The sequence below is a fragment of the Saccharothrix saharensis genome, from assembly GCF_006716745.1.
Classification (GTDB): domain Bacteria; phylum Actinomycetota; class Actinomycetes; order Mycobacteriales; family Pseudonocardiaceae; genus Actinosynnema; species Actinosynnema saharense.
On sequence record NZ_VFPP01000001.1, the window covers coordinates 8,291,117 to 8,317,259 of the forward strand.

The 26,143-nt window shown below is 73.8% G+C and carries 25 protein-coding genes and 1 pseudogene; 11 read left to right on the forward strand and 15 right to left on the reverse strand.

Annotated features, from left to right (window positions below; all coding sequences use genetic code 11):
- Positions 1 to 12: 12 nt before the first annotated feature.
- Together FHX81_RS37630 and FHX81_RS37635 are read right to left on the reverse strand one after the other, a co-directional pair.
- Positions 13 to 1,209, reverse strand: a complete 1,197-nt coding sequence (locus FHX81_RS37630) for an MFS transporter (RefSeq protein ID WP_425473866.1) — start codon at positions 1,207 to 1,209, stop codon at positions 13 to 15.
- 6 nt (positions 1,210 to 1,215) lie between these two features.
- Entirely contained in the window at positions 1,216 to 1,788 is a 573-nt protein-coding gene (locus tag FHX81_RS37635) for a sigma-70 family RNA polymerase sigma factor (protein ID WP_141983216.1), read from the reverse strand.
- 64 nt (positions 1,789 to 1,852) lie between these two features.
- Between FHX81_RS37635 and FHX81_RS37640 the strand changes: the two genes are divergently transcribed.
- Positions 1,853 to 2,575 (forward strand): zf-HC2 domain-containing protein, encoded by a 723-nt coding sequence (locus FHX81_RS37640; RefSeq protein ID WP_141983217.1) that lies wholly within the window; start codon positions 1,853 to 1,855, stop codon positions 2,573 to 2,575.
- Positions 2,576 to 2,583: 8 nt separating this feature from the next.
- Here FHX81_RS37640 and FHX81_RS37645 read toward each other — a convergent pair whose 3' ends face one another.
- The 7 genes from FHX81_RS37645 to FHX81_RS37675 form a co-directional block, all read right to left on the reverse strand.
- On the reverse strand, positions 2,584 to 3,765 hold the full coding sequence (locus FHX81_RS37645; RefSeq protein ID WP_141983218.1) for an ATP-grasp domain-containing protein: 1,182 nt from the start codon (positions 3,763 to 3,765) through the stop codon (positions 2,584 to 2,586).
- The gene (locus tag FHX81_RS37650; RefSeq protein WP_141983219.1) at positions 3,762 to 4,805 is read right to left on the reverse strand and encodes a pyridoxal-phosphate dependent enzyme; all 1,044 of its coding nucleotides are present in this window, start codon (positions 4,803 to 4,805) and stop codon (positions 3,762 to 3,764) included. The genes FHX81_RS37645 and FHX81_RS37650 overlap by 4 nt, the downstream gene beginning before the upstream one ends.
- Positions 4,806 to 4,836: 31 nt before the next feature.
- Positions 4,837 to 5,520 carry a DJ-1/PfpI family protein gene (locus FHX81_RS37655; RefSeq protein ID WP_141983220.1) on the reverse strand — a complete coding sequence of 228 codons (684 nt, stop codon included), beginning with the start codon at positions 5,518 to 5,520 and terminating at the stop codon, positions 4,837 to 4,839.
- Positions 5,521 to 5,541: 21 nt separating this feature from the next.
- On the reverse strand, positions 5,542 to 6,105 hold the full coding sequence (locus tag FHX81_RS37660) for a hypothetical protein (RefSeq protein ID WP_141983221.1): 564 nt from the start codon (positions 6,103 to 6,105) through the stop codon (positions 5,542 to 5,544).
- Positions 6,106 to 6,142: 37 nt separating this feature from the next.
- A complete protein-coding gene (locus FHX81_RS37665; RefSeq protein ID WP_141983222.1) occupies positions 6,143 to 6,895 on the reverse strand; it encodes an SDR family oxidoreductase in 753 nt (250 codons plus the stop codon).
- A gap of 372 nt (positions 6,896 to 7,267) precedes the next feature.
- The gene (locus FHX81_RS37670; RefSeq protein WP_141983223.1) at positions 7,268 to 7,966 is read right to left on the reverse strand and encodes a TetR/AcrR family transcriptional regulator; all 699 of its coding nucleotides are present in this window, start codon (positions 7,964 to 7,966) and stop codon (positions 7,268 to 7,270) included.
- Positions 7,967 to 8,030: 64 nt separating this feature from the next.
- A complete protein-coding gene (locus FHX81_RS37675; RefSeq protein ID WP_246108165.1) occupies positions 8,031 to 9,194 on the reverse strand; it encodes an RsbRD N-terminal domain-containing protein in 1,164 nt (387 codons plus the stop codon).
- 296 nt (positions 9,195 to 9,490) lie between these two features.
- Here FHX81_RS37675 and FHX81_RS37680 point away from each other — a divergent pair, with 296 nt between their 5' ends.
- Together FHX81_RS37680 and FHX81_RS40990 are read left to right on the forward strand one after the other, a co-directional pair.
- Positions 9,491 to 10,735, forward strand: coding sequence for a YncE family protein (locus FHX81_RS37680; RefSeq protein ID WP_425473904.1), 1,245 nt, complete (start codon positions 9,491 to 9,493; stop codon positions 10,733 to 10,735).
- A gap of 74 nt (positions 10,736 to 10,809) precedes the next feature.
- Complete coding sequence (locus FHX81_RS40990) at positions 10,810 to 10,956, forward strand: hypothetical protein (protein WP_170231862.1); 147 nt, start codon at positions 10,810 to 10,812, stop codon at positions 10,954 to 10,956.
- 3 nt (positions 10,957 to 10,959) lie between these two features.
- Here the strand turns inward: FHX81_RS40990 and FHX81_RS37685 are convergent, their stop codons facing one another.
- Together FHX81_RS37685 and FHX81_RS37690 are read right to left on the reverse strand one after the other, a co-directional pair.
- A complete protein-coding gene (locus FHX81_RS37685) occupies positions 10,960 to 11,574 on the reverse strand; it encodes a response regulator (protein ID WP_246108345.1) in 615 nt (204 codons plus the stop codon).
- 34 nt (positions 11,575 to 11,608) lie between these two features.
- Complete coding sequence (locus FHX81_RS37690; protein WP_141983225.1) at positions 11,609 to 12,736, reverse strand: sensor histidine kinase; 1,128 nt, start codon at positions 12,734 to 12,736, stop codon at positions 11,609 to 11,611.
- A gap of 84 nt (positions 12,737 to 12,820) precedes the next feature.
- Here FHX81_RS37690 and FHX81_RS37695 point away from each other — a divergent pair, with 84 nt between their 5' ends.
- Together FHX81_RS37695 and FHX81_RS37700 are read left to right on the forward strand one after the other, a co-directional pair.
- Positions 12,821 to 14,266, forward strand: a complete 1,446-nt coding sequence (locus FHX81_RS37695) for a serine hydrolase domain-containing protein (protein WP_246108166.1) — start codon at positions 12,821 to 12,823, stop codon at positions 14,264 to 14,266.
- 410 nt (positions 14,267 to 14,676) lie between these two features.
- Positions 14,677 to 14,874, forward strand: coding sequence for a hypothetical protein (locus FHX81_RS37700; RefSeq protein ID WP_141983226.1), 198 nt, complete (start codon positions 14,677 to 14,679; stop codon positions 14,872 to 14,874).
- Positions 14,875 to 14,878: 4 nt separating this feature from the next.
- Here FHX81_RS37700 and FHX81_RS37705 read toward each other — a convergent pair whose 3' ends face one another.
- Positions 14,879 to 15,835: a LuxR C-terminal-related transcriptional regulator gene (locus tag FHX81_RS37705; protein WP_141983227.1), complete on the reverse strand. Its 957-nt coding sequence runs from the start codon at positions 15,833 to 15,835 to the stop codon at positions 14,879 to 14,881.
- Positions 15,836 to 15,981: 146 nt separating this feature from the next.
- Here FHX81_RS37705 and FHX81_RS37710 point away from each other — a divergent pair, with 146 nt between their 5' ends.
- From FHX81_RS37710 to FHX81_RS37720, 3 genes are all read left to right on the forward strand, one after another.
- A complete protein-coding gene (locus tag FHX81_RS37710; RefSeq protein WP_141983228.1) occupies positions 15,982 to 17,478 on the forward strand; it encodes a DUF8189 domain-containing protein in 1,497 nt (498 codons plus the stop codon).
- Positions 17,479 to 17,571: 93 nt separating this feature from the next.
- Positions 17,572 to 18,081: a cyclodeaminase/cyclohydrolase family protein gene (locus FHX81_RS37715; RefSeq protein ID WP_170232313.1), complete on the forward strand. Its 510-nt coding sequence runs from the start codon at positions 17,572 to 17,574 to the stop codon at positions 18,079 to 18,081.
- On the forward strand, positions 18,078 to 18,986 hold the full coding sequence (locus FHX81_RS37720) for a bifunctional methylenetetrahydrofolate dehydrogenase/methenyltetrahydrofolate cyclohydrolase (protein WP_141983230.1): 909 nt from the start codon (positions 18,078 to 18,080) through the stop codon (positions 18,984 to 18,986). Before FHX81_RS37715 ends, FHX81_RS37720 begins: the two co-directional genes overlap by 4 nt.
- Here FHX81_RS37720 and FHX81_RS37725 read toward each other — a convergent pair.
- Both FHX81_RS37725 and FHX81_RS43115 read right to left on the reverse strand, forming a co-directional pair.
- Positions 18,962 to 20,116, reverse strand: coding sequence for a hypothetical protein (locus FHX81_RS37725; protein ID WP_141983231.1), 1,155 nt, complete (start codon positions 20,114 to 20,116; stop codon positions 18,962 to 18,964). The genes FHX81_RS37720 and FHX81_RS37725 overlap by 25 nt on opposite strands.
- 138 nt (positions 20,117 to 20,254) lie before the next feature.
- A pseudogene (locus FHX81_RS43115) lies at positions 20,255 to 20,530 on the reverse strand (DUF6055 domain-containing protein); the annotation flags it as partial.
- Between the two features lie 232 nt (positions 20,531 to 20,762).
- Here FHX81_RS43115 and FHX81_RS37730 point away from each other — a divergent pair.
- Positions 20,763 to 21,311, forward strand: coding sequence for a hemerythrin domain-containing protein (locus tag FHX81_RS37730; RefSeq protein WP_141983232.1), 549 nt, complete (start codon positions 20,763 to 20,765; stop codon positions 21,309 to 21,311).
- A gap of 3 nt (positions 21,312 to 21,314) precedes the next feature.
- On the opposite strand, the gene FHX81_RS37735 is transcribed toward FHX81_RS37730, so the two are convergent.
- On the reverse strand, positions 21,315 to 23,156 hold the full coding sequence (locus FHX81_RS37735; protein ID WP_141983233.1) for a cellulase family glycosylhydrolase: 1,842 nt from the start codon (positions 23,154 to 23,156) through the stop codon (positions 21,315 to 21,317).
- A 102-nt stretch (positions 23,157 to 23,258) separates the two neighbouring features.
- Between FHX81_RS37735 and FHX81_RS37740 the strand changes: the two genes are divergently transcribed.
- Both FHX81_RS37740 and FHX81_RS37745 read left to right on the forward strand, forming a co-directional pair.
- Complete coding sequence (locus FHX81_RS37740; RefSeq protein WP_246108167.1) at positions 23,259 to 24,104, forward strand: PaaX family transcriptional regulator; 846 nt, start codon at positions 23,259 to 23,261, stop codon at positions 24,102 to 24,104.
- 282 nt (positions 24,105 to 24,386) lie between these two features.
- A complete protein-coding gene (locus FHX81_RS37745; RefSeq protein WP_141983234.1) occupies positions 24,387 to 25,982 on the forward strand; it encodes a pectate lyase family protein in 1,596 nt (531 codons plus the stop codon).
- The last annotated feature ends 161 nt before the right edge of the window (positions 25,983 to 26,143 follow it).

The following is a 26,143-nucleotide window of genomic DNA, read 5'->3' on the forward strand; positions in this document are numbered from 1 at the left end:
GGCGACGAACCATCAGCGGAAGTCCTTCGAGGACGGCACGAACGCGGCCGCGGCGGGCGCGGCGAAGCAGACCACCGCGCACACCGCGAGGACCACGTCGGCGCCGAACCCGGCGACCGCGGGCGCGATCAACGCCAGGCCGACCGGCGCCAGGCCGTAGGACAGCAGGAAGTCCAAAGAGGACACCCGCGCCAGCTTCGCGGGTTCGACCTCGCGTTGCGTCGCGGTGAACCACGGCACGTTGAACAGCTCGATCCCCGCGCCCGCCACCGCGTACGCGGCCACGACGACCACCGCGTGCACCGGCAGCAACAACGCCAACGGCACGAACCCGTAGCACGCCAACCCCGCCAACGCGGTCCAGCCCTGCGCCCGGGAACGCCGCCGTGCGGCGACGACCGCACCACCCAACGCGCCCACCGCGTACGCGGTCGTGGCGGCGGCGAGCACGGCCCCCGTGCCGTAACGGTCACGGCTCACCAGTGGCAGCACCACGCCGGTCGCCGAGTAGCCCGTGGCGATCACCGCGGTCAACGCGCCCAACCCCGCCACGAACCACGGGTGCCGCCGCGCCTCGCGCAGTCCGTCCACGAACTCCGCGGCGAACCGCCGCCGGACAACGGGGACGACGGCCGCGCCCGAAGGCGGCACGAGCGCCGCGACCCACCACAGCACCGCCGTCCCGACGACCAACACCGGGGTGTCCACGACCAGCGCCAGCAACGCCGTCAGCCCCGGCGCGACCAACGTGGTGACCCGCACCGCCACGGTCATGGCCGCGTTCGCCCGCCGCCGCCGCTCCTCGGCCACGACTTCCGCCGTGAGCGCCTGGAACGCCGGGCGGCACGCGCCCTGCCCGGCACCGACCACGGCCGCCGCCGCGGCCACCAGCACGACCGAGCGCCCCAACCCGACCGCGAGCAACGGCGTGGCGAGCCCGGCCACCGCACCCGACCACGCCACCACCCGCCGCCGGGGGTGGCGGTCGGCCAGCACACCGGCGACCGGCACGGCGACCAGGAACCCGACCGTCCGGGCGGCCAGCACGACACCCAGCCCGCCGGCGGTCAGCGACCGCTCCAGCACCGCGAACCCGAGCACGAACGGCAACGCCCACGTGGCCAACCCGGACGCGGTCGCGCCGGTCCACAGCCGCAGGAACGCCGCGTCGCGCAGCAGCGGGGCGCCCGACCGGACCTCAGCGCGCACGAGCGCTCAGCCGGCCTCGGTGGCGTCGGACCGGCCGGTGGCGCGCACGAGGTCCTCCCGCGCCCGCGCGACCCGCGACCGGATCGTGCCGATCGGGCAGCCCGCGATCTCCGCCGCCTCCGCGTAGGACAGGCCGAGCACCTGGGTGAGCACCAAGGCCTCCCGGCGGTCGGGGTCCAACGCGTCCAGCAGCACGGTCAGCTCGACCACGCCCTCGAACCCGGACTCGACCGGCCGCCGGTCCGCCGCGCGCTCCCAGTCCGCGCCGGGCGACAGCCGGGGCCGCGACCGCGCCATCCGGATCTGGTCGACGACCACCCGGCGGGCGATCGACAGCAGCCAGGTGCGGGCCGACGACCGACCGGCGAACCGGCGCAGGCTCGCCAAGGCACGCGCGTAGGTCTCCTGGGCCAGGTCGTCGGCCACGTCGACGTCGGCGAGGTGGGCGATGAACCGCCACACGTCCCGCTGGGTCGCCCGCACGAACCGCTCCAGCGCGGCCCGGTCGCCGGACCGGGCCGCCCGCAACGCCCAGCGCGTCACCTCGTCGTCGGGGTCGGTCACGTTGGGGAAGGTCACGGTTCCGGATCGTAACCACACCGGTGCTGGGAACTCGTGCGCCGAATGGAGCGACTACTGGGACGTGGACTGCCCAACCTGCCGTGAAGCGCTGTCCGCGCGCCTCGACGGTGAAGACGAGCCCGTGCCCGCCGCCGACGTGGACGCGCACGTGGCGCAGTGCGCCGACTGCTCGACGTGGCTCGTCCGGGCGCAGGCGCTGACCAGGACGATCCGGGTCCGCCCGGCGCAGTCCTCGCCGGACCTGGTCGCGACCGTGCTGGCGGACGCGCCGCCGCGCCACGTCGCCCTGGTGCCGCGCCTGGCGCTGGCCGCCGTGGCGATCACCCAGCTGTGGCTGGCGCTGGCCCAACTGCTCGCCGGGGCGACCTCGCCGCCCGCGCACGACGAGACCATGGCCGGTCACCTGTTCAACGAGGGCGCGGCGTGGAACCTGGCGCTGGGCATCGGTCTGCTGGTCGCCGCCGTGCACGCGCACCGCGCCGCCGGGCTGCTGCCCACGCTCGGCGGGTTCGTCGCGGTGCTCGCCGCGTTCTCCGCGCACGACCTGTTCACCGGCACCGCGACGGCGGCCCGCGTGCTGTCCCACCTGCCGCTGGTGGCCGGGCTCGTGCTGCTGTGCCTGGTCCACCGCGCGCACCGCGACCAGCCCACGCCGGGCACACCGGCCCGGCACGATCACGACGAGCACGACGGCACGGGCGAGCCCGACGACCACCGCCCGCCGCGGGCGGAGAAGCGCGGCCGGGGCGGTCTGCGGCCGACGGCCCGGCACCGCGCCGCCTGACCGCGCCGTCACGTGGTCACCGGCGTGATGCCACCGGCGGCGGCGAGCGCGCGGTGCAGGGCGAGTTCGGCGGTGGGTCCTTCGGCGAGCACGATGCCCGTGCACGACCGCTGGTCGGTCAGGTGCTCGACCAGGTCGCCGGGGCTCGCGGTCGGGTACCACTCGGGAGAGCCGGGCAGCCCGCGCAACCGGTCCACCCCGGACCACCCGCGCAGGACACCGGCTCGTCGCGGGTAGGCCAGCACGAACGCCACCCCGACGCCGGGTTTCAGCGGCTCGGTCAGCAGCGCCGGTTCCGCCGCCAACGCCATCGACACCATCGCGTCGTAGACGTTGGTGCCCAGGGACCGGCACAGCGCTTCGCCGACGAGCGCGCCGCCGATGCGCGCGTTGACCTCGACCACCTCCGGGCCGTCGGCGGTCAGCACGAACTCGGTGTGCGCGAACCCCCGGTCGTGCCCGGCGACGGCCAGCACCCGCTCGATCCAACGCCCCAGCTCGGCGAGGTCGGCGGCGGGGAACGCGACGGGGAACGCGGCCGCCTCCTCCCGCCGCACGGGTTCGGGGGAGAGCTGGCGGCTGAGCACCCCCAGCAGCCGCGTGCGGCCGGCCCACGTGACGGTCTCGGCGCTGTAGAGCGGCCCGGTGAAGTACGGTTCGGCGATCAGGTGGCCCTTGAGCGGCGTGCGTTCGGCTTCCCGCAGCGCGGCGTCCAACTCGGCCCGGGTGCGGACCAGCCACACACCGCGCGACGACGTGCCCGCGGAGTCCTTGACCACCAACGGGAACGCGTCGGCCGACCTCGGGTCGACCGGCCCGCTGCGGCTCAGTCCGTGCTGGTACAGCAGCGCCCGGACCGCGCCCTTGTCGCGCAGCACGCGCACCGCGTCCACCGACGGGCCGGGCAGACCCAGTCGCCGGGCCAGCTCCGCGCCGGGGACGGCCCACGTGTCCGTGGAGCTGATCAGCCCGGCCACGTTCGGCATCGCGCGCAGGGCGGCCTCGCACGCCCGGACGTCGGTGGTGTCGAGGTCGACCACCCGCACGCGGTCCGGGCCGAGGGTGGTCAGCTCGTGGGTGTAGATCGACCGGTCGCAGGTGAGCAGGCACAGGTCGTGGCCCGCGTCCTCGGCCGCGTCGGCGAGCCGGCCGAGGCCGAACGTGAGGGCTTCCAGCAGCACGATGGTCACGGCACGGGGTCCTTCCGGCGTTCCTGCGCGGGGACGACCGCCCGGCGGGCCCACTCCATCGCGGCCCACGGCGGCGCCAGGTCGTCCAGCGAGGTGATCTCCACCGGCGCGAGCCGCGCCGGGTCCAGGGCCTCGCGGTGGCGGGCGAACACGCGGGCCGCGTAGCGGTGGCCGGTGTCCGCCCCGATCACGAGGTGCGTCCGACCGGGATCGCGGTTCGCTTCCCAGCGCGCGGCCAGGTGCGCCGCGCCGGTGGACAGGCCCGCGAACACGGCGTGGTCGCGCATCAGGCCGATGGTGGCGGCCATGGCGTGCTGGAAGTCCAACCAGTGCACGCGGTCGTACAGCTCGTGGTGGACGTTGTCGAACGGGATGGCGCTGCCGATGCCCGCGATGATGGCGTCGGGATCGGTGAACCGCTCGCTGCCGAACGTGACGCTGCCGAACGGCTGCACGCCGACCAGCCGCACGCCGGGGTCGTGCCCGCGCAACGACCGCGTCAGCCCGCCGCTGGAGGCCCCGGTCCCGACGCTGCCCACCACCGTCAGCTCCTGCTCCGGCAACGCCCGGCGCACCAGGTCGGCCAGCTCGGCGTACCCGAGGTGGTGGACGGGGTCGTGGTACTGGCGCATCCAGTGCAGCCCGGGGTCGCGGGCCAGCAGCTCGCGCACCCGGGCGACCCGGCGGTTCTGGTCCAGCCGCAGGTCGTCCGACGGCGGCATCTGGTCCACGGTGACGCCCAGGATCTCGAGCTGGGCGCGGATCGTGTCGTCCACGGTGGTGGAAGCCACGATGTGGCAGCGCAGGCCGTGCCGGTGGCAGGCCATCGCCAGCGCGAGCGCGTAGATGCCGCTGGAGCTGTCGACCAGCGTCTGTCCTTTGTGGATCACGCCGGTGCGGAGCAGGTGCCGGACCGCGCCCAGCGCCGCGTACACCTTCAGCGTCTCGAACCGGATCAGCACGATGCCGGGGGAGAGCCGGACGAGCGCGGGCGCCTTGAGCGCGTCGGTGATGTGGTCGTGCACCGGCGTGGGGGTCATCGCTGGGTTCCCTCGTGGGTCGACGGGGCGTTCAGGCGCGCCAGACCGTGCCGCGCCGCTCGTACTCCAGGACCGTCTCCACGCGTTGGGCGAGCTTCGCCCCGAGGAACCGCTCCACCAGCCACAGCGCCACGTCCAGCCCGGACGTGATGCCGCCGCCCGTGATCAGGTCGCCGTCGTCCACCACGCGGGCGTTGACGACGTTCGCGCCCTGTGCCGCCAGGTCCGCCTTCGCGCCGGTGTGCGTGGTCGCGTTGCGGCCCCGGGTGAGGCCGGCGGCGGAGAGCACCATCGTGCCGGTGCAGATGCCGACCCTCAGGGCGCGGGTGGCGGCGAGCCGGCGCAGGAACTCCCGGTCGGCCGCGAGCCGGTTGACGCCCGGCCCGGTCTTGTCGGTGTAGCCGCCGCCGGGCACGACCAGCACGTCCGCCGTGCCCGGCGTCCACGCCTCGGCGACCTCGACCTTCGTGCCGTAGGTGCACGTGACCGTGCCGGGCCGCGCGGCGGCGGCCAGCGACGTCGTCACCGCGCCGCCGCTCATCCGCCCGGCCAGGCCCAACACCTCCACCGGCGCGACGAAGTCCTGCTCCTCCACCCCGTCGAACACCAGTACCCGCACCCGGAGCGGCGACGCCGCGCTCGCCGTGCCGGCCGCCAGCGCGCCGCCGGCTCCCACGGACAACGCCGACGCGCGCAAGAAAGTGCGACGTTCCACTGCGACCTCCCGGGTTCGACCTCACCCCAGTGGTCGGTCGGGACCCCCGTTCGGTTCCAGGCGTTCCGCGGCCGTCGCGGCGCGGACGAGCGCGGCGGTGACCGAGGAGCGGCGTTGCCGGGGCTGCGGGGGCCGGGTGATCACCAGCGTGGCGGGCGGCGCGTCCGGGACGTCCGGGTCGGCGACCCCGGGTAGCGGGTAGTGGGGACAGGTCGCGGACGTCGTGCCGCTCGGCGAGGCCGACCTGGTCGCGCGCGGCCGGCGGGGTCCGATCGGCACGGCGGCGACGCGGCGCTCGACCGCGATGGTCTCGGCGTCGAGTCCGGTGCGGTCGAACGGCTCGTGGACCAGGGCCGCGTCGGCGTCACCCCCGGGCGGGAGCGCGGGGTGCTCGCCCCAGCCGCACAGGCGACGGTGACCGGCAGGGACGTGCTGGGCGTGGTCGGCGGCGGCGCGCCGTTGCGGCGCGGTGCGGCCGGTGGTCTCGCGCACCCCGGCGGAGACGGTGTTCCCCGTCGGCGGGGACCGGTCGGCGAGGGCGTCGAAGCCGCCGGACGCGCCGGCGACCTCGATGACGTCGCCCATGGCCGGTGCTCCTGGTGTGCTCGGTGGACGGTGGTGGTCAGGCGAGGCCGCCGTTGGCGAAGAGCACCTGGCCGTTGATCCAGCGGGCCGGACCGGCGAGGAACGCGACGGTCTCGGCGATGTCCTCCGGCTGCCCGAGGCGTTCGAGCGGGGCGGCCCCGGCGAACGCGGCGACCGCGGTGTCGTCCTTGTCCCGCAGGAACAACGGCGTGGCGGTCGGGCCGGGCGCGACCGCGTTGACGGTGATGTCCTTGCCGCGCAGCTCGCGGGCCAGGACCAGGGTCATGCCCTCGACCGCGGCCTTGCTCGCGACGTAGGCGCCGTAGGTGGGCAACCGGGTGCGGGTGACGGAGGTGGAGAAGTTGACGATCGCCCCGCCGCGGCGAAGGCGGCGGGCGGCCTGCTGGGCGACGACGACCGTGCCGCGGATGTTCGTGCGGTGCATTCGGTCCAGGTCGTCCAGGGCCAGTTCGGCGATCGGCGCGAGGATCATGATCCCGGCGGTGTTGACGACGACGTCGATCCCGCCGAACTCCGCTTCGACGGCGTCGAACACGGCGCCCATGTCCCGCTCGTCGGCCACATCACCGGCCACGGCCAGTGCCTGCCCACCGCGAGCCGTGATGGCGGCGACGACCTCGCCGGCCCCGTTCTTGTTGCCGGCGTACTGCACACCGACCGCAAAGCCGTCCGCGGCCAGGCGCTCGGCAACGGCCCTTCCGATCCCGCCGCTGCCGCCGGTGACGAGGGCGACCCGGGTGGTGGCGGTGACGGGGGTGTTCTCGGTCATGGGAACGTCCTTTCACGGTGCGCGAATGCGCGAGTGGGGGTGTGGTTCGTGAGGCGAGCGGGTCGCCGGTGGGGTGGAGGTGGGCACCCGCGCGGGCGCGCTGAGCTGCTCGGCGCGGGCACGGGGCACCGTGGGGCGAGGGGAGATCCCGCTGCGGCCGGCAGGCGCGGTGCCGGATGCGGCGGCGCGAGGAGCCGCGATGTGCGAGCGGTGGTGGTGCCGGGCTCGGCGGCAGCGGTGTCCGGGACGGTGGTGCCCCGCTGTGCGACGTGTGCGGCGGCGGAGGTCGTCGTGCGGTGATGGGCAGTGCGGCGCGGGGGTGCCGGGTGGGCGGTGCGGTGGGTGAGTGGGTGGGTGGGTGGGCAGTGTGGGTCAGGGGGTGGTGGTGGCCAGGTGGTTCAGCCATTCGGTCAGGAGGGCGAATTCCGCCCGGCTGAACGACTCCGGTCGGTTGGAGCGCAGCAGTGCGCTCAGCGTCGTCGCGGCTTGGGCGACGGTTGGCGAGGTGGTGGTGGGGCCGGCGTCCGGGTCGGGGGTGAGGATGCCGGGCAGGACGATGTCCCGGATGCGGGCCGAGAGCTCCGGGTCGCGGTCGGTCTCGGGGCGGTTCAGCAGGGACAGGGCGACGCCGGTGTTGGCGGCCATCACGACGTCGGCGGCGTGGTCGGGTTCGACCGCCAGTCGGCCGGCCCGGGCGACTCGTTCGAGCACGCCCCGCAGCAGCTCGCGCGCCTCGCGGACGGCCCGCGGCGGCGAGGCCAGCCGTGGCGTGTACATCAGGCGGTAGACGTTCGGGTGGTCCAGGGCGAACCTCGTGTGCCCGTCCCAGCCGTGCCGCAGGTCGGCCACCGGGTCGTCGGTCGGCGTCGCGGACCGCTTCGCCGCCAGGTACTCCGCGAACCCGCGGTCGACGACGGCGGCCAGCAGGCTGTCCTTGTCGCCGAAGAGGCGGTAGATCACCGGCTGCTGCACGCCGGCCCGCTCCCCGACGGCCCGCGTGGAGATGTCGCCGGTCGGCGAGGTCTCCAGCAGCTCGGTGGCCGCCGCCAGGATCGCTGATCTGTTGTCCATGTTAGCAACGGTAACACGCCCGTCGATCGGTGACAACGGTTTCTTGTTAGCGACGATACGGCGGTCAGGGGTGCTGGTCGAGCCAGGCCCGCAGCGCCCACCAGTGGCGCAGGGTGCCCAGCACGGTCGACGGGTCGGTGGCGACGTCGTCCCAGGGCGTGCCGGTGATCTCGGCCAACCGGTCGAGCCGGTACCGCACGGTGTTGGGGTGCACGTGCAGCGCGGCGGCGGCGTGGCCCAGGCGTTGCCCGTGGTCGAGGTAGACCAGGGCGGTGCCGACCAGTTCGCGGTGGAAGTCGTCGGCGTGGTCCAGGGCCGCCAGCGTGCCGCGCAGCAGGTCGGCGAGCACCGGTTGCGCGGCCAGGGCCACCTCGCCCGCCAGGTCGGTGAGGTCGTGCACGCCGCGCAGCCCCTCCCGCCCGGCGATCCGCAGGCCCGCCACGCACAACGGGTGCACGTCGCGCATGGCGGTGAGCCCCGTCGCCGGCGCCACCACCAGCAGCACGTCCGGCGCGAGGTCCGCGGGCGTCGGCCGGCGCGCCGACAACCCGGTCAGCCGCCCCTCGACCAACCCGAACACGCCGCCGCACGCCAGGAGGCGTTGCTCCAACGCCCGCGCCTCACCCGGCTGCGTCACGTCCGACACCAGGCAGTGGTAGCGCCCGTCGGACGACAGGCCCGCGCGCCGCAGCTCCGCCCGTTCCGGCGGCCCGCCATCACCGTGCAGCAACAACCGCCGCAGCAGGTGGGTCCGCGCGTCGCGGTCGGTGCGGGACAGCTCCAGCTCCGCCGTGTGGTAGCCGTTGATCACGTGCCGTTCCAGCGCCCCGGTGTAGCGGTCGAGGTCGACCATCCCCTCCAGCAGCACCTCGTCGGGCACGCCCGCGTCACGGCTGCGCGCGATGGCGATCTTCATCGCCCTGGTGCGACCGGCCTGGACGCCGCGCAGCAGGCCGTCGATCGAGATGCCCTGCGCCGCCCGGTCCGCGCCCAGCGCCTCGGCGGCCTCGAAGTCCTGCGCCTCCGGCTCGTCGGACCGCTCGAGGAAGTCGAGCCCGGTCGCCAGCAGCACCTCGACGTGCCGCCGGTTCTCCACCTCCGGCAGCCGGGCCACCTCCGGTGACTGCTCGCGCGCGGCGCGGACCAGTTCCTCCACCACGCCCCGGTCGGTCGCCATCCCCCGGAGCACCTGCCCGAGCAGGCGACCGCGGCCGTGCGCTGCCGCCACCGGCCCACCTCCCGCCGCGACGTTGTGGCAGTGGCATAACGAGCGGGCGGCTCGTTGGGCATCGGCCCCTACCGCGGGCGCGCCGCGAGCCGGTATCCATTACCTACTGAACGGTAACACCTCCGGCCGGACCCGCGGGCCCACGGGTTCGGCGACCTCCCGTGGACGACTCGAACCCTGCACGGATGTGACAACCCCGCATCCGGTTTGGAGCTCTCGTGGACAAGAAATCCGGGTCGACGGCACGCGGGCGCGCCCCCCGCCGCGCGCGCTTGCTCGGTGCGCTGGCCACCTGCGTGCTGGCCGCCACCGCCGCGCCCGCCACCGCCGCGCCCGCCACCGCCGCGCCCGCCACCGCCGCGCCGGCGGACGGCGCGCCGGCGGACGGCGCGGCGCTGCGCCAGGTGATGTTCGTCGGGAACAACTGGGACGGCACCGCCGACGTGATCGCCTCCAGCGGCGACTTCGCGAAGATCGCCCGGGTGAACATCATCCCCGACCGCCAGGAGCGGCTGTGGGAGATCTACCTCAACCCGATCAGGCTCGCGTTCTTCCTCGGCATCAGGTCCGGCCCCGGTGAGGGTCACGACCAGTTCGTCGACGACATGTACACCACGCCCGACGGTCGCGCGGTGGTCGCCTCACGGCCCAGCTTCGCCGACGTGGTCTCGATCGACCTGGCCACGGGCCGGGTCAACTGGCGGTTCCCGGTGTCGGGCTTCCGCTCCGACCACATGGCCGTCTCGCCCGACGGGCGGCGGGTCGCGGTGTCCGCCTCCACGTCCAACACCGTGCACGTGCTCGACATCGGGACCGGCCGCCAGGTCGGCTCCTTCAAGACGGGCGACAAGCCGCACGAGAACGTGTTCACCGACGACGGCCGCCATTTGTGGAACATGTCCATCGGCGAGGTCAACACCGCGCTGGACGACCCGGCGCTCGACTTCACCAAGGGCGACCGCCGCATCACGGTCGTGGACACCACGACGTTCCAGCAGGTGAAGGTCATCGACATGCGACCGCGGCTGGACGCGTTCGGCCGCTCGGACCTGTCCGACTCGGTGCGGCCGGTGGCGTTCACGCCCGACGAGTCGAAGCTGTACTTCCAGGTGTCGTTCTTCAACGGCTTCCTGGAGTACGACGTGGCCACCGACCGCGTCACCCGGCTGAAGGAGCTGCCGAAGAACCCGGACACCAGCGAGGACCGCACCACCTGGGTCAACGACTCCCGCCACCACGGCATGTCGATGAGCCCGGCGGGGGACAGGCTGTGCATCGCCGGGACCATGGACGACTACGCCGTGGTCGTGGACCGGGCGACCCTGCGCGAAGGCGCGCTCGTGCCCGCGTCCAAGCCCTACTGGGCCACGGTGAGCGGTGACGGGCGCAGTTGCGTGATCTCGGAGAGCGGGGCCGACCAGGTGACCGCGATCGACTTCGCCACCGGGCGCAAGCTGGTCTCGGTGCCGGTCGGTGACCACCCCCAGCGCGTGCGCGTGGGCCACGTCCCGGCCGGGTGGACGGGCCCGCAGGGCGGCTGAACCGCGCCGGGGAAGCGGTGGTCGACACCACGTCGACCACCGCTGTCGCACGTCCGAGCCCCGTTGTAGGCAGCGTGGCGCCGGCGGCGGTGGGGCTCGCGGCGGTGGCCGAGGCGACGCCGCCGGGGTTGCGCGGACGGGCGATGTCGTTGCGCCTCACCGGGAACCGGCTCGGCCAGGTGCTGGTGCCGGGCGCGGCCGGGCGTCGTCCGCCGGACTGACCGTCACGGACCGGCGAGACCCGCCTCGTAGCCCGCGATCACCAGCTGGGCCCGGTCGCGGGCGGCCAGCTTCGCCATGAGGTGCCCGATGTGCGTCTTGACCGTGTGGCGGCTCAGGTGCAGAACCTGTTCGATCTCGGCGTTGGACAGGCCGCGGGTGATCAGCGCGAGCACCTCCCGTTCCCGCGGGGTGACCCGGTCGAGTGATCGTCGGGGGCGGTTCGGGGTGGGCGCGCGGATGAACTCCGCGATGAGCCTGCGGGTCACGGTGGGAGCGAGCAGCGCTTCCCCGGCCGCGACCGTCCTGATGGCGTCCAGCAGGCGGTCCGGCGGCACGTCCTTGAGCAGGAACCCGCTCGCACCGGCGCGCAACGTCTCGTGCACGACGCCGTCGAGGTCGAACGTGGTGAGGATGAGCACCTTCGGGGCGTTCGGCAGCGCGGTGATGCGGCGGGTGGCGGCGACGCCGTCCAGGTCGGGCATGCGGACGTCCACCACCGCCACGTCCGGCCGGTGCCGCTCGGCCAGCTCGCACGCCTGCCGCCCGGTCCGCGCCAGGGCGACCACCTCCACCCCGGCGTCGGCGTCCACCAGCAGCCGGACGGTCTCCAGGAACATCGGCTCGTCGTCGGCGAGCAGCACGCGGATCGGCTCAGCCGTCACGGTGGCCCCCGGGCTCGAACGGGAGCGTGGCGCGGACCGCGAACCCGCCGCCCGGCTCCGGGCCCGCGTGCAGCGTGCCGCCGTGCAGCGCGACCCGCTCGCGCATGCCGAGCAGCCCTTGCCCCTCGCCGCCGGGCTCGGCCGCGGTCGTGCCCGCGTCCACGACGGACACGACGAGCCGGCCTGGCTCGACGGCCGTGGTCACGTGGCAGCGCGGCGGGTGGCTGTGCCGCCGCACGTTCGTCAGCGCCTCCTGCACGATGCGGTGGGCCGAGACCCGCACCGCCGCCGGCGTCCCGGTCAGGTCGGCCTGCTCGGCGGTCACCGTGACACCGGCCGAGCGCGCGTCCTCCACCAGCCGGTCCACCCCGCCGGCCGGGGCGGCGGACGCCTCGCGCACCCCGCCGAGCACGGTCCGGACGTCCGCCAGGGCCGACCGGCTCACCTGCTCGATGCTCCGCAGGGCCGCCTCCCGCTCGTCCGGGCGCGTGCCCGCCACGTGGGTGGCGACCGCGGCCTTCATCGCGATCAGGCTGAGGTTGTGCCCGACCACGTCGTGGATGTCGCGGGCGATCCGCAACCGCTCCTCGGCCACCGCCCGCGCGGTGCGCGACTCGGCCAGCTCGGCGTCGTGCCGCCTGCGGGTGCGCACGGCCGCCGCGACCGCCCACGTCCCGACGATGACCACCGCGCTGAACAGCAGGGTCGACGCGGGGGCCGTCGCGAACGACTCCCCGTCGCCGGGCGGGACGACCGGCAGGCCCGGCACGGTCGCCACCGCCGCGCCGGTCGCCACCACGCACGCCACCGACGCCACCGCGGCGTCCGGGCGGGGTGAGGCCACCACGACCGGGTAGAGCGCCAGCGCGACGGCCGCCAGCACCGACTCGTTGCCCGTGCCGACCACGATGGCCGCCGCGCCCACCGGCAGCACCGCCCACAGCGCGGCGACCGGCCGGAGCCGGCGGACCACGAGCGGAGCACCGAGCGCCACGCCCGAGGCGACGGCGGGCACGTCCACCTCGGGTGCGCGCAGGACCGTCCACACCGCGACCAGGACCGCGACCGCCGCGTCCACCACCAGCGGCCCTCCCGGACCGAGCCTCGCCTGAGCCATGCCGGCACGGTAACCGCCCGGCGCCCGACGGAACTCGGACCACGGTCCGATGGCACGGGACCGGATCGTTCCGAGACTGCGGGTGTGCTCACCTCCATCCTGCCCGCGTTGATCCTCTCCGTCACGATCCTCGCCCCGACCGCCACCGCCCCGACCACCGCCGCGCCGGCCGCGGTCGACGCCGCCGCCATCGACGCGCTCGTGGAGCAGTACCGGGAGCAGACCTCGCTGCCCGGCGTGGCCGTGGCCGTCACGCACGGCACCGGGGTCGTGCACGCCGCCGGTTACGGCCACACCCCCGACGGCGCCGTCGTGTCCGCGCACACCGTGATGGCCGCGGCGTCGGTGAGCAAGTCGTTCACGGCGTTGGCGGTGATGCGGCTGGTGGAGGACGGGCGGATCGCGCTGGACGACCCGGTCCGGGCGCACCTGCCCGAGTTCACCATGGCCGGCCCGCGTGCCGCCGACATCACCGTGCGGCAGCTGCTCGACCAGACCTCGGGCCTGTCGGACACCACCCACCGGTCGTTCAGCGGCCCGCCCGTCCACACCCTGGCCGAGGCCGTGGCGGCGATGCGCGACTCCGAGCCGGCCGCCGAACCCGGCACGCGCTGGGAGTACCACAACCCGAACTTCCAGGTCGCCGCGCGCCTGGTCGAGGTCGTGGGCGGCGTGCCGTTCGCCGAGTACCTGCGCCGGTACGTCTTCGGACCGCTCGGCATGCGCGACAGCGGCACCGCCGACACCGAGCGCGACCTGCCACCGAGCGCCCGCGGGCACGTCAAGGTGCTCGGCCTGCCCGTGGCGCTGCCCGAACCGCCGGCGTTCGGCAACGGCTCCGGTGGCGTCCTCACCTCGGCCCACGACCTGGCGGCGTGGCTGATCGCGCAGAACAACGGGGGTCGCGGACCCGACGGGACGGCCGTCAGCACCCCGCGGAGCATCGCCGAGACGCACACCCCGTCCGCCGTGTCGGAGTCCTACGGCCTGGGCTGGTTCCTCGGCGCCACGCCGTCCGGCGCGCGGTTGATCGACCACGGCGGCGACCTGTTCACCTCGACGGCCTACCAGGCGCTGCTGCCCGACTCCGGCCACGGGATCGCCGTCATGGCCAACACCGGCTTGCGGCACGGCGACGCCCAGGAGCTCGGCGAACGGCTCATCGCCCTGGTCGAGGGCAGGCAGCTCGCGCCCGCCGGCGACCCGTCCGCGGTCGTCGACGCGGTGCTGCTGGTCCTCGCCCCGGTCGTCGCGGCGGCGGCGGTCCGGGGCGTGCTCCGGTCACGGCGGTGGGCCGACCGGCGGCGGTCGTCGGCGCGCCTGGTCCCGCTGGTGCTGCCGCTGCTGCTCCTGGCCACGGTCCACCGGCTGGTCGGCTACCTCTACCGGGGCCGTGACGTGGCGTGGCTCCAGGTGCCGTACCTGTACCCGACGTTCATGGTGCTGCTGGCGGTGGCGTCGCTGGGCGGCGTGGCCGTCCTGGTGGCGAGGTCGGTGGCGGTCTCCGCGCGCCGGGCGGACGCCGGGTGACGGGCGTGGACCCGGCGCGCCCCCGGGTCCACGCCCGTCATTCGCCCCCGTCATTCGCCTCGTCGTCCGGACCGGTCCCCGGGTGGTCCTCCGGTTCGTCATCGGGTGCCCGGCCCACCCAGGCGATCGTGTCCGGCTCGGGCCACCACCCGGTCGGCACGGGCCTCGGGGGTTCAGCGCCCGGCTCGCACTCCACTCATCACCTCCCGCCATCGAGCAGGTGCGCCCGACGCTAGGGACGTGCGGCGGCGCGCGCAGCGGTCGGCTCCGGCCAACGGCCGCAGCAGGCCACCGCCGATCGGCTGACCTATTGCGGACGGTGGCCGGACCCGCCACTGCCGCCGGGGGCCGCCGGCCGCCAGGATTCGGTCAACGCCGGTCGGGGGACCAGGAACAACCAGGAGGAGAACATGTCCAAGCGCATCGTGGCCGCCGTGCTCGCCGCGGTCTTCGCCGCCGCGACGTTCGGGGTCGCGGCCTTCGGCGTCGCCGCCGCGAGCACCGCCGTGACGGCCACCGGCGACCCGACCGACCCGCCGACCCCGTGCCCGGTCCCCGACCTGGAGTGCGACGACGACGACTACGGCTGGACCAACCCCGGCACGTGACCGGTCAGTTCAACCACCCCAACCGGGTGGCCGCGTACACCGCGGCCACCCGGTTGTCGGCTTGCAACGCCTCCAGCAGGCCCGAGACGTAGCGGCGGACCGTCCGCTCGCTGATCTTCATGTGCCGGGCGATGGCGCCGTCGGTCATTCCCGTGGCCAGCAGGTCCAGCACCTTGGCCTGGGTCGGCGTGAGCCCGTTGCGCGAGCCGGTCTCCTGCGCGCCGACCGGCACCGCCTGGCTCCACACCAGCTCGAACAGCATCCGCAGCGCGGCGATGATGGTCGGCGTGCGGACCAGCAACGCGCCCTCCATGCCGGTCGGGTCCAGCGGCACCAGCGCCGAGTGCCGGTCGGCGATCACCATCTTCATCGGCAGCTCCGGCACCGCCCGCATCTGCCAACCCGCCTTGAGGTTCCCCTCGACCATGGCCCGGGAGCTCTCGAACTCCAGCACCGCCCGTTCGCACACGTTGCGCAGCACCACACCCCGCTCGGCCACGACCGCGGGCAGCGTCATCACCGTCTGCGCGCTCGGGGCCTTGCGGAAGTGCCTGGTGGAGAACGTCACGAACTCCTCCCGCGCGGACAGGCACAGCTCGAACGAGATCTGACCGATGCGCTGCGGGTCGGTGACGACCTCGATGTCGGCCGTGTCGCCGGACGAGTTCGCCATCCGGTAGGCGGCCTGCAGCGCGTCGAGCTGGTGCCGTGCCGCCACGATCGCCCGCTGTTGGTCGAGCACCCGCTGCTGCGCGACCAGGATCGCGTGGTCGACCGCGCGCACCGGCTCGACCGGCGCGATGGTCGGGTCGCCGCGGTAGTCGCGGCGGACGAATCCCTTCTCGAACAGCTCGGCCATGTCCGCGCTCTCGGCCCGCGGGTCGTCCACGGCGATCGGCCCGCCACGCACCAACGAGTCGTACAGCGCCCCCGCGCCCATGGACAGCAGCCCTTCCAACATGTCCCACCCCCGGGTTCTCCCCAAAACCGGAGCCCCAGCGTACGGGCGTGTCCAGTGGCGGCCAATGGCCGATCTGCCACCTACGTCGCCGTCCTCCCGCGGCTCCACGCTCGTGGTCGGACCAGCCACGACGGAAGGGCACGAGGATGAGACTCCACCAGCGAGCGGCCCGGTTGCTGCTCTCGACGGCGCTCGCCGCGGCGGTGCTCGGCGGCGGCGTCGCCACCGCCGCGCCGTCGGCCGGCGCCACCGGCGGCGAGGGGCAGCGCACCCCGGTCGTCGGCTACCGGGCCGGCTCCGGCACGCCGACCACCGCCGTCACGTCGACCGACGCGTCCGGCGCGACCGTCGCCGCCGAGGTCGCCACCCCGGCCGTGACGAGGTCGGAGATCATCGCCCGAGCCCGCACGTGGGTGACCGCCGCGGTGCCGTACAGCCAGAGCGACCACTACGGCGGCTACCGCACCGACTGCTCCGGCTTCGTGTCGATGGCGTGGCGGCTCGGCGAGTCGCTGACCACCCGCAGCCTGGACCAGGTGGCGCACCGCATCGACAAGGACGACCTCAAAGCGGGCGACATCCTGCTCAGCTACGACAACCACGTGGCGATCTTCGAGAAGTGGGCCGACACCGCGCGCACCGAGTACTACGTCTACGAGCAGACACCGCCCCGGGCCGTCCACCGGAAGATCCCGTACCCCTACTACAGCGGCACCTACCTGCCCTACCGCTACGACAACGTCGTCGAGGACGACGGCCAGACGACCGCGCTGCCCGGCTTGTCGACCCTCTCCCGGGCCAACGGCGACCTGGACGTCTTCGCCACCACCTCGGACGGCCACCTGAAGCACCGCAACATGAACGACGGCGTGTGGAGTTGTTGGGCGACGCTGCCGTACAACGCGAAGGTCAAGGGCGATCCGGCGGCGATCCACACGAGCGGTCGGATCGACGTGTTCGCGCAGGGCATCGACAACCGGTTGAAGAAGATCACCTGGACGTCCACGTACGGGTGGTACCAGTGGGCCGACATGGGGGAGTACGCCGTCACGTCGTCGCCCGCGGTCACCAGCCGGCACGCGACCGGCATCGACGTGTTCGCCAAGAACGGCGCGAACAAGATCGTGTACCGGCACTACGACACCGTGCGGGGGTGGACCACGAACTGGTCCGACATCGGCCTGAACGCCTCGACCGTCACCGCGTCCGGCGCGCCGGCGGCCGTGGCCAACGCCGACGGCACCCGGATGAACGTCTTCGCCCGCGCCACCGACGGCAGCCTGCTGTCGTTGATGTGGACGCGCGACGCCGGCTGGTACAGCTGGGCCGACCGCGGCGGCAACTTCACCGGCCGCCCCGCCGCCTCCACCCGCGGCGGTGACAGCGTCGACATCTTCCTCCGCGACCACGACAACAGCTTCGTCCACCGCTACAGCCCCAACGGCGCGGACTGGACGACCTACCCCACCAGCGACTTCGGCGGCTACATCCTCACCGGCCCGACCGCCGTGTCCATGAGCGGGCAGCGCATCGACGTGTTCACCCGCAACAGCGCCGCCGACCTCATCCGCAAGACGTGGACCAGCACGAACGGCTGGTACGACTGGGCCGGTCACGGCCCGGTGGGGGCGCCCGCCTGCTGATCGGCGCCGGCCCGACCCGGTCCCGCCCGCCCTCCGGGGCAGGCGGGACCGCGCGCGGTGGCAGCCGGGGCCCCGTCACGCGAAGATCTTCGCGTGACGGAGAGCCTGTGGGACGTGACCGCGGCCGACCTGCGCGCGCGGACGGCGAGCGCGGGCCCGACGCCCGGTGGCGGGTCGGTGGCGGCGGTGTTCCGTTGCGCGTCGGTGCTGATGGCGTTGGAGATCACCGCTCGGCGTGACCCCTCGGTCGGTGGCGCGATCACGGCAGGCAGGTCCCCGCTCGACCGCCTGAGCGGAGCCGCGGACCGCGACGTCGAGCTGTTCGGGGACTACCCGCGGGCACGGCGGCTGCCGCGGTCCACCGACGAGGAGCGCGTGCGGCGGCAGGTGGCGGTGGAGGCGGCGTCGGTGGCGGCCACCGAAGGTCCGCTGAACGCGCTGCGCGGCGCGGAGGCCGACGTGGCGCAGCCCGGCGGCCACGCCACGCCGCTCACCGCACGACTGGACGCCGTGCGGCGCGCCGCCGTGGCCGCGCACGCCCGCATCGACAGCACCCCGATGGCGAGGACCCCGATGGCGAGGACCCCGGAGGAATCCCGATGACCGCCCGCACGATCGACCCGGCCGACCTCGCCGAGTCCATCCGCGTCGAGATCCGCGCCGACCTGGCAACGATCCCGGAACGCCTCACCGTGGTCGGCTTCCTGGTCGACGGCGACCGGCCCGCGCGGACCTACGCGGAGTACACCCGGCGGGCGTGCGCCGAGGTCGGCATCGACTTCGACCTGCGCACGCCCCGCGCCGACGACGTGGAGACCGCCGTCCGCGACGCCGGCGCGGACGGCGACGTGCACGGCGTGTTCGTCTACTACCCGGTCCGCGACCCCGAGCGGGACCGCTGGTTGCGCGAGCTGGTCGACCCGCGCAAGGACGTGGAGGGCCTGCACTCGTTCTGGAGCCGGTGCCTCTACGAGAACCGGCGGTTCATCGACGACGAGGGCGTGCGCCGCGCGGTCCTGCCGTGCACGCCGCTGGCCGTGATGAAGCTGCTGGGCGCGGCGGGCGCGTTCCGGGGCGAGGGGGACACCCCGCTGGCGTCGGTGAAGGCCTGCGTGTTCAACCGCAGCGAGATCGTCGGCCGCCCGCTGGCCGCCATGCTCGCCAACGACGGCGCCGAGGTCACGTCGTTCGACGTCTCCGGTTCCCTGGTGTACCGGCACGCGCCCGGCATCCAGGGCCACCACGTGGACGCGGTGCACGTCGACCGCGCCACCGCCCTGGCCGAGGCGGACGTGGTCGTCACCGGCGTGCCGTCCCGCGACTTCCCGCTGGTGCGGGCGGAGGAGGTGAAGCCCGGCGCGGTGTGCCTGAACTTCTCCACCATGAAGAACTTCGCCGACGACGTGCTCGACCGCGCCTCGGTCTTCGTGCCCAGGGTGGGCTCGATGACCGTGACCATGGCGATGCGCAACGCGGTCCGCCTCTACCGCAACGCCCACTCGTCGTGATCGGTGGGCGCGGGCGTCCAGATCACGGGCCGGTTGGAGCTGTCCGTGCCCGTGGTGTGGCCGACGACGACCCCGTGGTTGTTGATCGCGACCGGCGAGCTGGAGTGGCCGGTCGGCGGGTCGAGGTAGGTGAGCCGACCGTCGCGCCAGAGGAACGCGCGGGGTGAACCCAGGTCGTTGGCCGCGGTCCACCCGACGACGTCGCCGCGCTCGTTGATCGCCACCGCCTCGGACGGCGCGGGGACGCCCAGGTCGACCGGTTTGCCGCCGGCGGGCCACAGCACCGCGTGACGCGAGCCGTCCTCGGTGGCGGACCACCCGACCGCGTCACCGCGCTCGTTCAGCGCCTGCTCGCCGTGCGCGACGCGGCCGTTCTCCGACAGCACGGTCGCCTCGGTGCCCTCCCAGCGCAGCGCGACCGTGGCGCGGTTGCCCACGACGACGCCGGCCTCGTTGATCGCCTCGGGGATGTACGGACCGTAGCCCGATGAGCCGCCCAGCCGCGTGCACGCGCCGTTGACGCACCGCACGGCGGCGAAGTCCTGGGTGGCCGAGTTCGCGTACATGCCGGCCACCGCGCCCGCGTCGTTGATCGCGTACACCCACACGTCCGGCCCGGACAGCGACAGCTCGGTGTGCCGGCCGGCCTGCCAGACCGCCGCGCGGTTGTGCTGCGTGCGCATGAAGGACGTCGAGTAGGTCACCGCCACCGCGCCGTTGTCGTTGACCGCCGCCGCGGTCGCCCACGCGGCGTAGGTCGACATGACGGTGGTCCGCACGCCGCCGGACCAGAGCCAGGGCTTGTGCTGGTACGGCGCGGTGGCCGCGCGGGTCTCCAGCCCGAGCACCTGCCCGCGTCGGTTGATGCCCACCGCCAGGCCAGGCCCCAGGTCGGTCGCGCCGCCGGCCGGCGACCAGAGCACGGCGCGCGTCGGCAACCCGTTGCCCTGGGCGCTGCCGACCACCTGGCCGAGGTCGTTGATGCCGGTGACGTAGTGGTCGGGTTGGCCGGCCAGGCGGCCCAGTTCCACGACGACCATCGAGGGCTCGGCGACCGCCGACGGCGCTGCGACCAGCGGCAGGGCGGTCGCGAGCGCCAGGGCGGCCAGCGACGCGCGTAACTCGGGCATGATCGCTCCGTTGCGAGGATGTCCTGCTGGATCGATCAAACGGTAACCCGGCCCCGTCCGCGGCGGTGTCGGCCGGACAGCGCAACCATCGGCGGAACCCCTTGCGCGGCACGGGGGTCGGCTCAGCGCGAGGCGCCAAGACCCCGGCAGCGCCGCGCCGGGCGCGAGGTCGATGGTGCCGACCCGCCCGTCGACCGACCCACCGGTGGTCCAGGTCTCCGGGTTCCACCGCCCCGGGTCCGCGTGAATGACCCGGGTGATCCGGTGCCGGGCCGGCAGCCCGGCCTCCGGCGTGAACCGCATGGCGCCGACGTAGCACGCGTAGAGCCGTGCCAACTGCTCGATGGCGCTGTTCGGGTCGAAGTCGTACGGCGAGGGCTCGGACACCGGGTTCGCGCCCGGGCGTTCACCCACGGCAGCGCGGAATTCGTCGATTCCCGACTCCGGTCGGCCGACCGCGGCACTTCACCGGTCTGCGTCCACCGGGCCGGGAGGCAAACGGTCCTGGCCGCCGCGGCAGCGGTCAGCGTGGTCATCGCGAGGACACCGACGAGCAGCGCCGCGAGCGCCGTTCGGGCCGTCGACCGGCGAAAACAGTTCCGGCAAGCGCTCGTTTCACGGATCGGCGCACGGGTAAACCGGAGCCATGAGCGAACGGGAAGACGTAATCGAGCTGCTTGTCCGCCAGCACGGTGAACTCCGCGCGCTGTTCACCGAGGTCGAGACCGCCAAGGGCAGCGAGCGCGTGGACGCGTTCCACCGGTTGGTGCGGTTGCTCGCGGTGCACGAGACGGCGGAGGAGGAGATCGTGCACCCGGCCGCGCGGCGCGGTGAGGGCGGCGACGCGATCGTGGACGCGCGGGTCGCCGAGGAGCGCCGGGCCAAGGAACTCCTGGTCACCATGGACAAGATCGGCGTGGAGGCGGAGGGGTTCGACACGCTGCTGGCGCAGTTGCGCGACGACGTGCTGGCCCACGCCGAGCACGAGGAGCGCGACGAGTTCCCCAGGCTGCGCGAGCAGTACGACGGGGACCGGCTCGAGGCGATGGCGAAGGCCGTGCGGGCCGCGGAGGCCGTCGCACCCACCCGCCCGCACCCCGGCATCGAGTCGCCCGGCGCGACCATGCTGCTCGGCCCGCCGATCGCGTTGTTCGACCGGGCCCGCGACCTGGTCCGCGACGTGCTGCGGCGGTGACGGTCAGCCGAACGCGGCGGTGACCCACGCGGTCAGCTCGGCGCGGGCGGCGGCCACCGACCCGGCCGCCGCGCCGTCGGCCACCAAGGCGAAGTGCACGCCGGAGTCCCTCGTGGACAACAGGAGTCGGTGCACGCCGGGCACACCCGGCTCGGGCGCGAAGGCCACCGGCTCGGTGCCGGTGTACGGTGGAAGTCCGGTGATGGCACCGAGATCGCTCACCACCGCGGTCGACGCGGGCGGGAACGACGAGGGCAGGTGGAGTTCCGTCGGCGCGGCCACCCCGTTGCCACGCCACACCAGAACGCCGAACCGGCCCGTGCCGACCAGAGCGCGCACGGCGGGCATCGTGTCGGGGATCCGGTTCCACGACAACACCGCACCGCCGTCGCGAGCGCGGTCCTCGTAGGTGAACGCGGCCGTGCGGCCCGCCACGGCTCGCGGGAACAGCCGGTCGACCACCCGGCTCTCCACCGTCAGCACGGGGTTGCCGGCGTCGTCGACGCGCACCGCGGAGAAGTGCTCGTCGTTCATCGCGTCACCCTCGGTGCGGACCTTGTCCGGGTTGTCGTTCATCAGCTCGTGGTGCCGCCCGTAGTTGACGTCCCAGTGCCACTGGCTGCCCGACAGCACCGGGCCGGACCCCGCCGCGCCCGCCCACCACCGCGCGCCGGGCACCCGCGAGTCCAGCGCCTGGTACATCGCCTTGAGCACGCTCGGGTTCTTGTCCGAGGTGAAGCCCGCGACCGGGTGCCCGAACTCCGACACGATCGCGGCCGTGCCGTGCGCGTTCGCGCGGTCCCGGATGCGGCCGAAGTCCACCGCGTACTCGCCGTCACCCGCCTTGCCGGGCTTGAGCAGCCCCGACTGCGCCTTGCCGTCGTAGAAGTGCGAGTTGAACACGAAGCGCTCGCCGAGCGGCGGCACCGCCGGGAACCCACCCGGTTCCGCGAAGAACTCCACGTTCTGGTTCCAGAACACCAGCGGCTCGACGAACGCGGGCTTCTCGGCCCACCCCGCCTCGTCCATCCGCTGCCGGAACTGCCGGTAGAACGGCACGAGCAGGTCGCGTTCCCAGGTGACGCCGTCCTGACCGGCGTCGTACCTGCCCGCGTAGGGCTCGTTGAGCGGGTTGACGCCGAGCACGAGCCGGAACGCCTCCGTCGACAGCGACGCCTCCAGGTGCCGCATGGCCTCACCTGCCTGCCACAGGAATTCGTCGCGGATCCGGACCGGCCCGGCGGCGGTGGTGACCTCGCGGTTGTGCCAGAAGTCGTGCACCGCGGCCGTGACGGCGTTGTTGTTCTTCATGTTCTGACCCCAGTGCACGCAGATCCCGCACGACTCCTTCGGGTAGCCGCCCGCGCGCACGACCCACTCCGGCGCGCCGTCGCCGGTGTACCAGCTGTCCCGGTTGAACAGGTACCGCGAGTACAGGTCCTGGTGGAAGTCGACGTAGACGCGGATGCCCTGGTCGGTGAACGCGGTGACCTGTTCGGTCACCCGGTCGAGGTAGCCGTGGTCGATGCGCCGGGGCTCCGGCTCGACCCACGCCCACGTGACGAGGAAGCGCACCGCGTTCGCGCCGGTCAGCCGTCGCATCGCCGCCGCGGACGACCGCGCGTCCGCCGTGCTCGCGAACGGCAGCCCCCGGTGCTCGGCGAGCTTGGCCGTGCCGGAGACGTTGAACCCGCGCAGCACCACCTCGCGGCCGTGCCGGTCGCGGAACGCGCCGTCGGCGACCGTGATCGGGGAGCCGTCGAACCACAGCGCGCTCGGCACGGCGAACGCCGACGTGGTCGACAGGGTCAGCACCAGCACCAGCAGGAGCGCGATCCGCTTCACCGCGACCGCCCTTCACTCGACTGGAGATGAAGGCGTTTCACGTTGAGGGTAGCCCATCGGCCGGGTCGCACAAGGCCGTCGAACCGGGGTTACGCTCGGCCGGTGATCCCGCACGACGACCCGCAGGCCCGTGAGCAGGAGGCATCGGTCCGGCCGCAGTCGCTGATGCTCAGCTTCCTCGGCATCCACGTGCTCAACCGGGGCGTCGCGGTGTTCTCCGGCAGCGTCATCGACGTGTTCGCCCGGGTCGGCGTGTCCGAGGAGGCGGTGCGCTCGACGTTGACCCGCATGGTCAAGCGGGACCTGCTGGCGCGGCACCGCCGCGGCCGGCGGATGTACTTCGGCCTCACCCCGCGTTCCGCGGCCGTGCTGGAGGACGGCGAGCACCGGGTCTGGCGCAGCGGCGCGATCAACGACGACTGGGACGGCACGTGGACGATGGTGGGGTTCTCCCTGCCGGAGTCGTGGCGCAGCCAGCGCCACGACCTGCGCTCGCGCCTGGTGTGGGGCGGGTTCGGCCCGCTGCAGAACGGCCTGTGGGTCGCGCCCGGCGTGGTCGACGTGCCCGCACTGGTCGAGGACCTGGACCTGAGCGACTACCTGAAGGTGTTCACCGCGCACACGGCCAAGCCGACCGAGGCCGAGCAGATCGCCCACGCGGCGTTCGACGTGCCCGCCATCGCCGACCGCTACCGGTCGTTCCTGCGCCGCTGGGACCACGACCGCCCGCTGGCCGACGCGCCGGACGACCTGGCCAGGCAACTGCTCCTGCACACCGAGTGGCTGCACCTCGTCCGCCAGGACCCGCGCCTGCCGGCCGAGCACCTGCCCGCCGACTGGCCCGCCATCCGCGCCCAGCACGTCTTCCGCGCTCTGGCCGCCGCCTACGACGCACCGGCCCGGTCGATCGCCGACTCGGTCCTGGACGCGATCCCGGTCGACGGGTGATCCCGCGAACGGCGGGTTCGGCGTCTTTTCGCCGTGATTGCGCGGCCGAACCACTCGGGTGACGTGCCGTTGACGATCCGGAAACACGTGCTCTACCTTCGCGACAAGGATTTCGAACCCTTTCGAGAGCGTGCCGCCAACCGCCGCCTCCGTTTGTCGGCAGCCGTCGCCCCGGCGTGTTCGCACCCGTGTTCACCAGCGTGAACGCATTCACCACCGTGAACGTCGGCGGTCGGCGGAATTCGGGCGAAGAAACGCCCGTTCCAGCAGCAGGAGGCTCTAGTGGGCAAGCACGGCAGATTAGCGTCGCTCGCCGCCGCGGCGAGCGCGTTCGTGGTCGCGGTGGCGGTTTTGCTGGTGCCCTCGGCATCGGCCGCGACGTTGTTCGGCGACGACTTCGAGGACGGCGACTCGACCGGGTGGAGCTCCAGCGGCGGCAGTTGGTCGGTGGTCGCCGACGGGTCGCGGGCGTGGCGCCAGTCGGGCACCAGCTCGGACGCCCGGGCGCTGGCGGGCACGGCGTGGGCCGGTCAGTCGGTGCAGGCCCGGGTCAAGCCGACGGGGTTCAACGGCTCGAACCGGCACGTCGCCGTGACGGCCCGCGTGCAGAACACGGGCAACTACTACTACCTGGCCCTGACCAACGCGGGCACCGCCGTGCTCGGCAAGCGGGCCGGCGGCGGGCACACCGCCCTGGCCACCGCACCCACCAGCGTCACCGTCGGCACCTGGCACACCGTGCGGCTGGAGGCGTTCGGCAGCACGCTGCGCGGCTTCGTGGACGGCGCGCAGGTCCTGACGGCGACCGACGCGACGTTCGGCAGCGGCCGGATCGGTGTGGCCACGTACTACGCCTCGGCGTCGTTCGACGACGTGCTGGTCACCGACGTGGCCGGACCCGGCGGGCCGACGAGCACCACCACCACGACCACCACCACGCAGCAACCCGGCTCGTGCGCCACGTCCGGGCGTCCCGAGGGGTTCGCCTCGGTCACCGCGTGGGGCCAGAGCGGCACGACCGGCGGCGCGGGCGGACCGACCATCGAGGTCGACACGGCCGCGGAGTTCCTGACCGCCGTCGCGCAGACCGGGCCGCTGAACATCTGCGTGCGCGGCATGATCGCGCTGCCCGGCCCGATGCACAACGTCACGTCGGACAAGACGATCGTCGGCATCGGCTCGGCCTCGGGCTTCACCGGCGGCGGGCTGAACATCGGCCTGCCGGTCTCCGACGTCACCTCCCCGCCCGCCGACGCCGTGCACAACGTCATCGTGCGCAACCTGGTGTTCCGCGGCTGGGCCGACGACGCGATCAACGTGCAGATGTTCTCCCACCACGTGTGGATCGACCACAACGACCTGTCGGACGGCTACGACGGCGCGATCGACATCAAGCGCGGCTCCAGCTACGTCACCGTCTCGTGGAACCACACCCACGACCACACCAAGAACATGCTGCTGGGCCACGACGACAGCAACGGCGCGCAGGACGTCGGCCGGCTGAGGGTGACCTACCACCACAACTGGTTCGACCGCACGCCGCAACGCAACCCGCGCGTCCGGTTCGGCGAGCCGGTGCACGTGTTCAACAACTACTACCTCTACAACACCGACGTCGGCGTGGCGTGCCAGGCGGACTCGGGCTGCGTCGTCGAGGGCAACTACTTCGAGGACGTCGAGGAGCCGGTGAGCAACAGCTACGCGGGCCCGGGCGGGCGGTGCGTGGCGCGGAACAACGTGCTCGCCGGCGAGTCGGGCCCGCCGGACTGCAGCGGCAGCGTGCAGGAACCGCGCGACTACTACGCCTACACGCTGGACGACCCGAACACGGTGAAGGCGACCGTGATGGCGGGCGCGGGCGTCGGCAGGATCGGCTGACCGGCACGGCGTGGCCGGCCAACCCGGCCACGCCGTCCCATCCAGCCCCACCCGCGTGTCGAACCTCCAGGTCCCGCGTGTCGAACCCCCAGGTCCCGCGTGTCGAACCTTCAGGCCCCCCGAATTCAACGTTCAGGACCCCGCCCGGTCGGGGGGGCGGC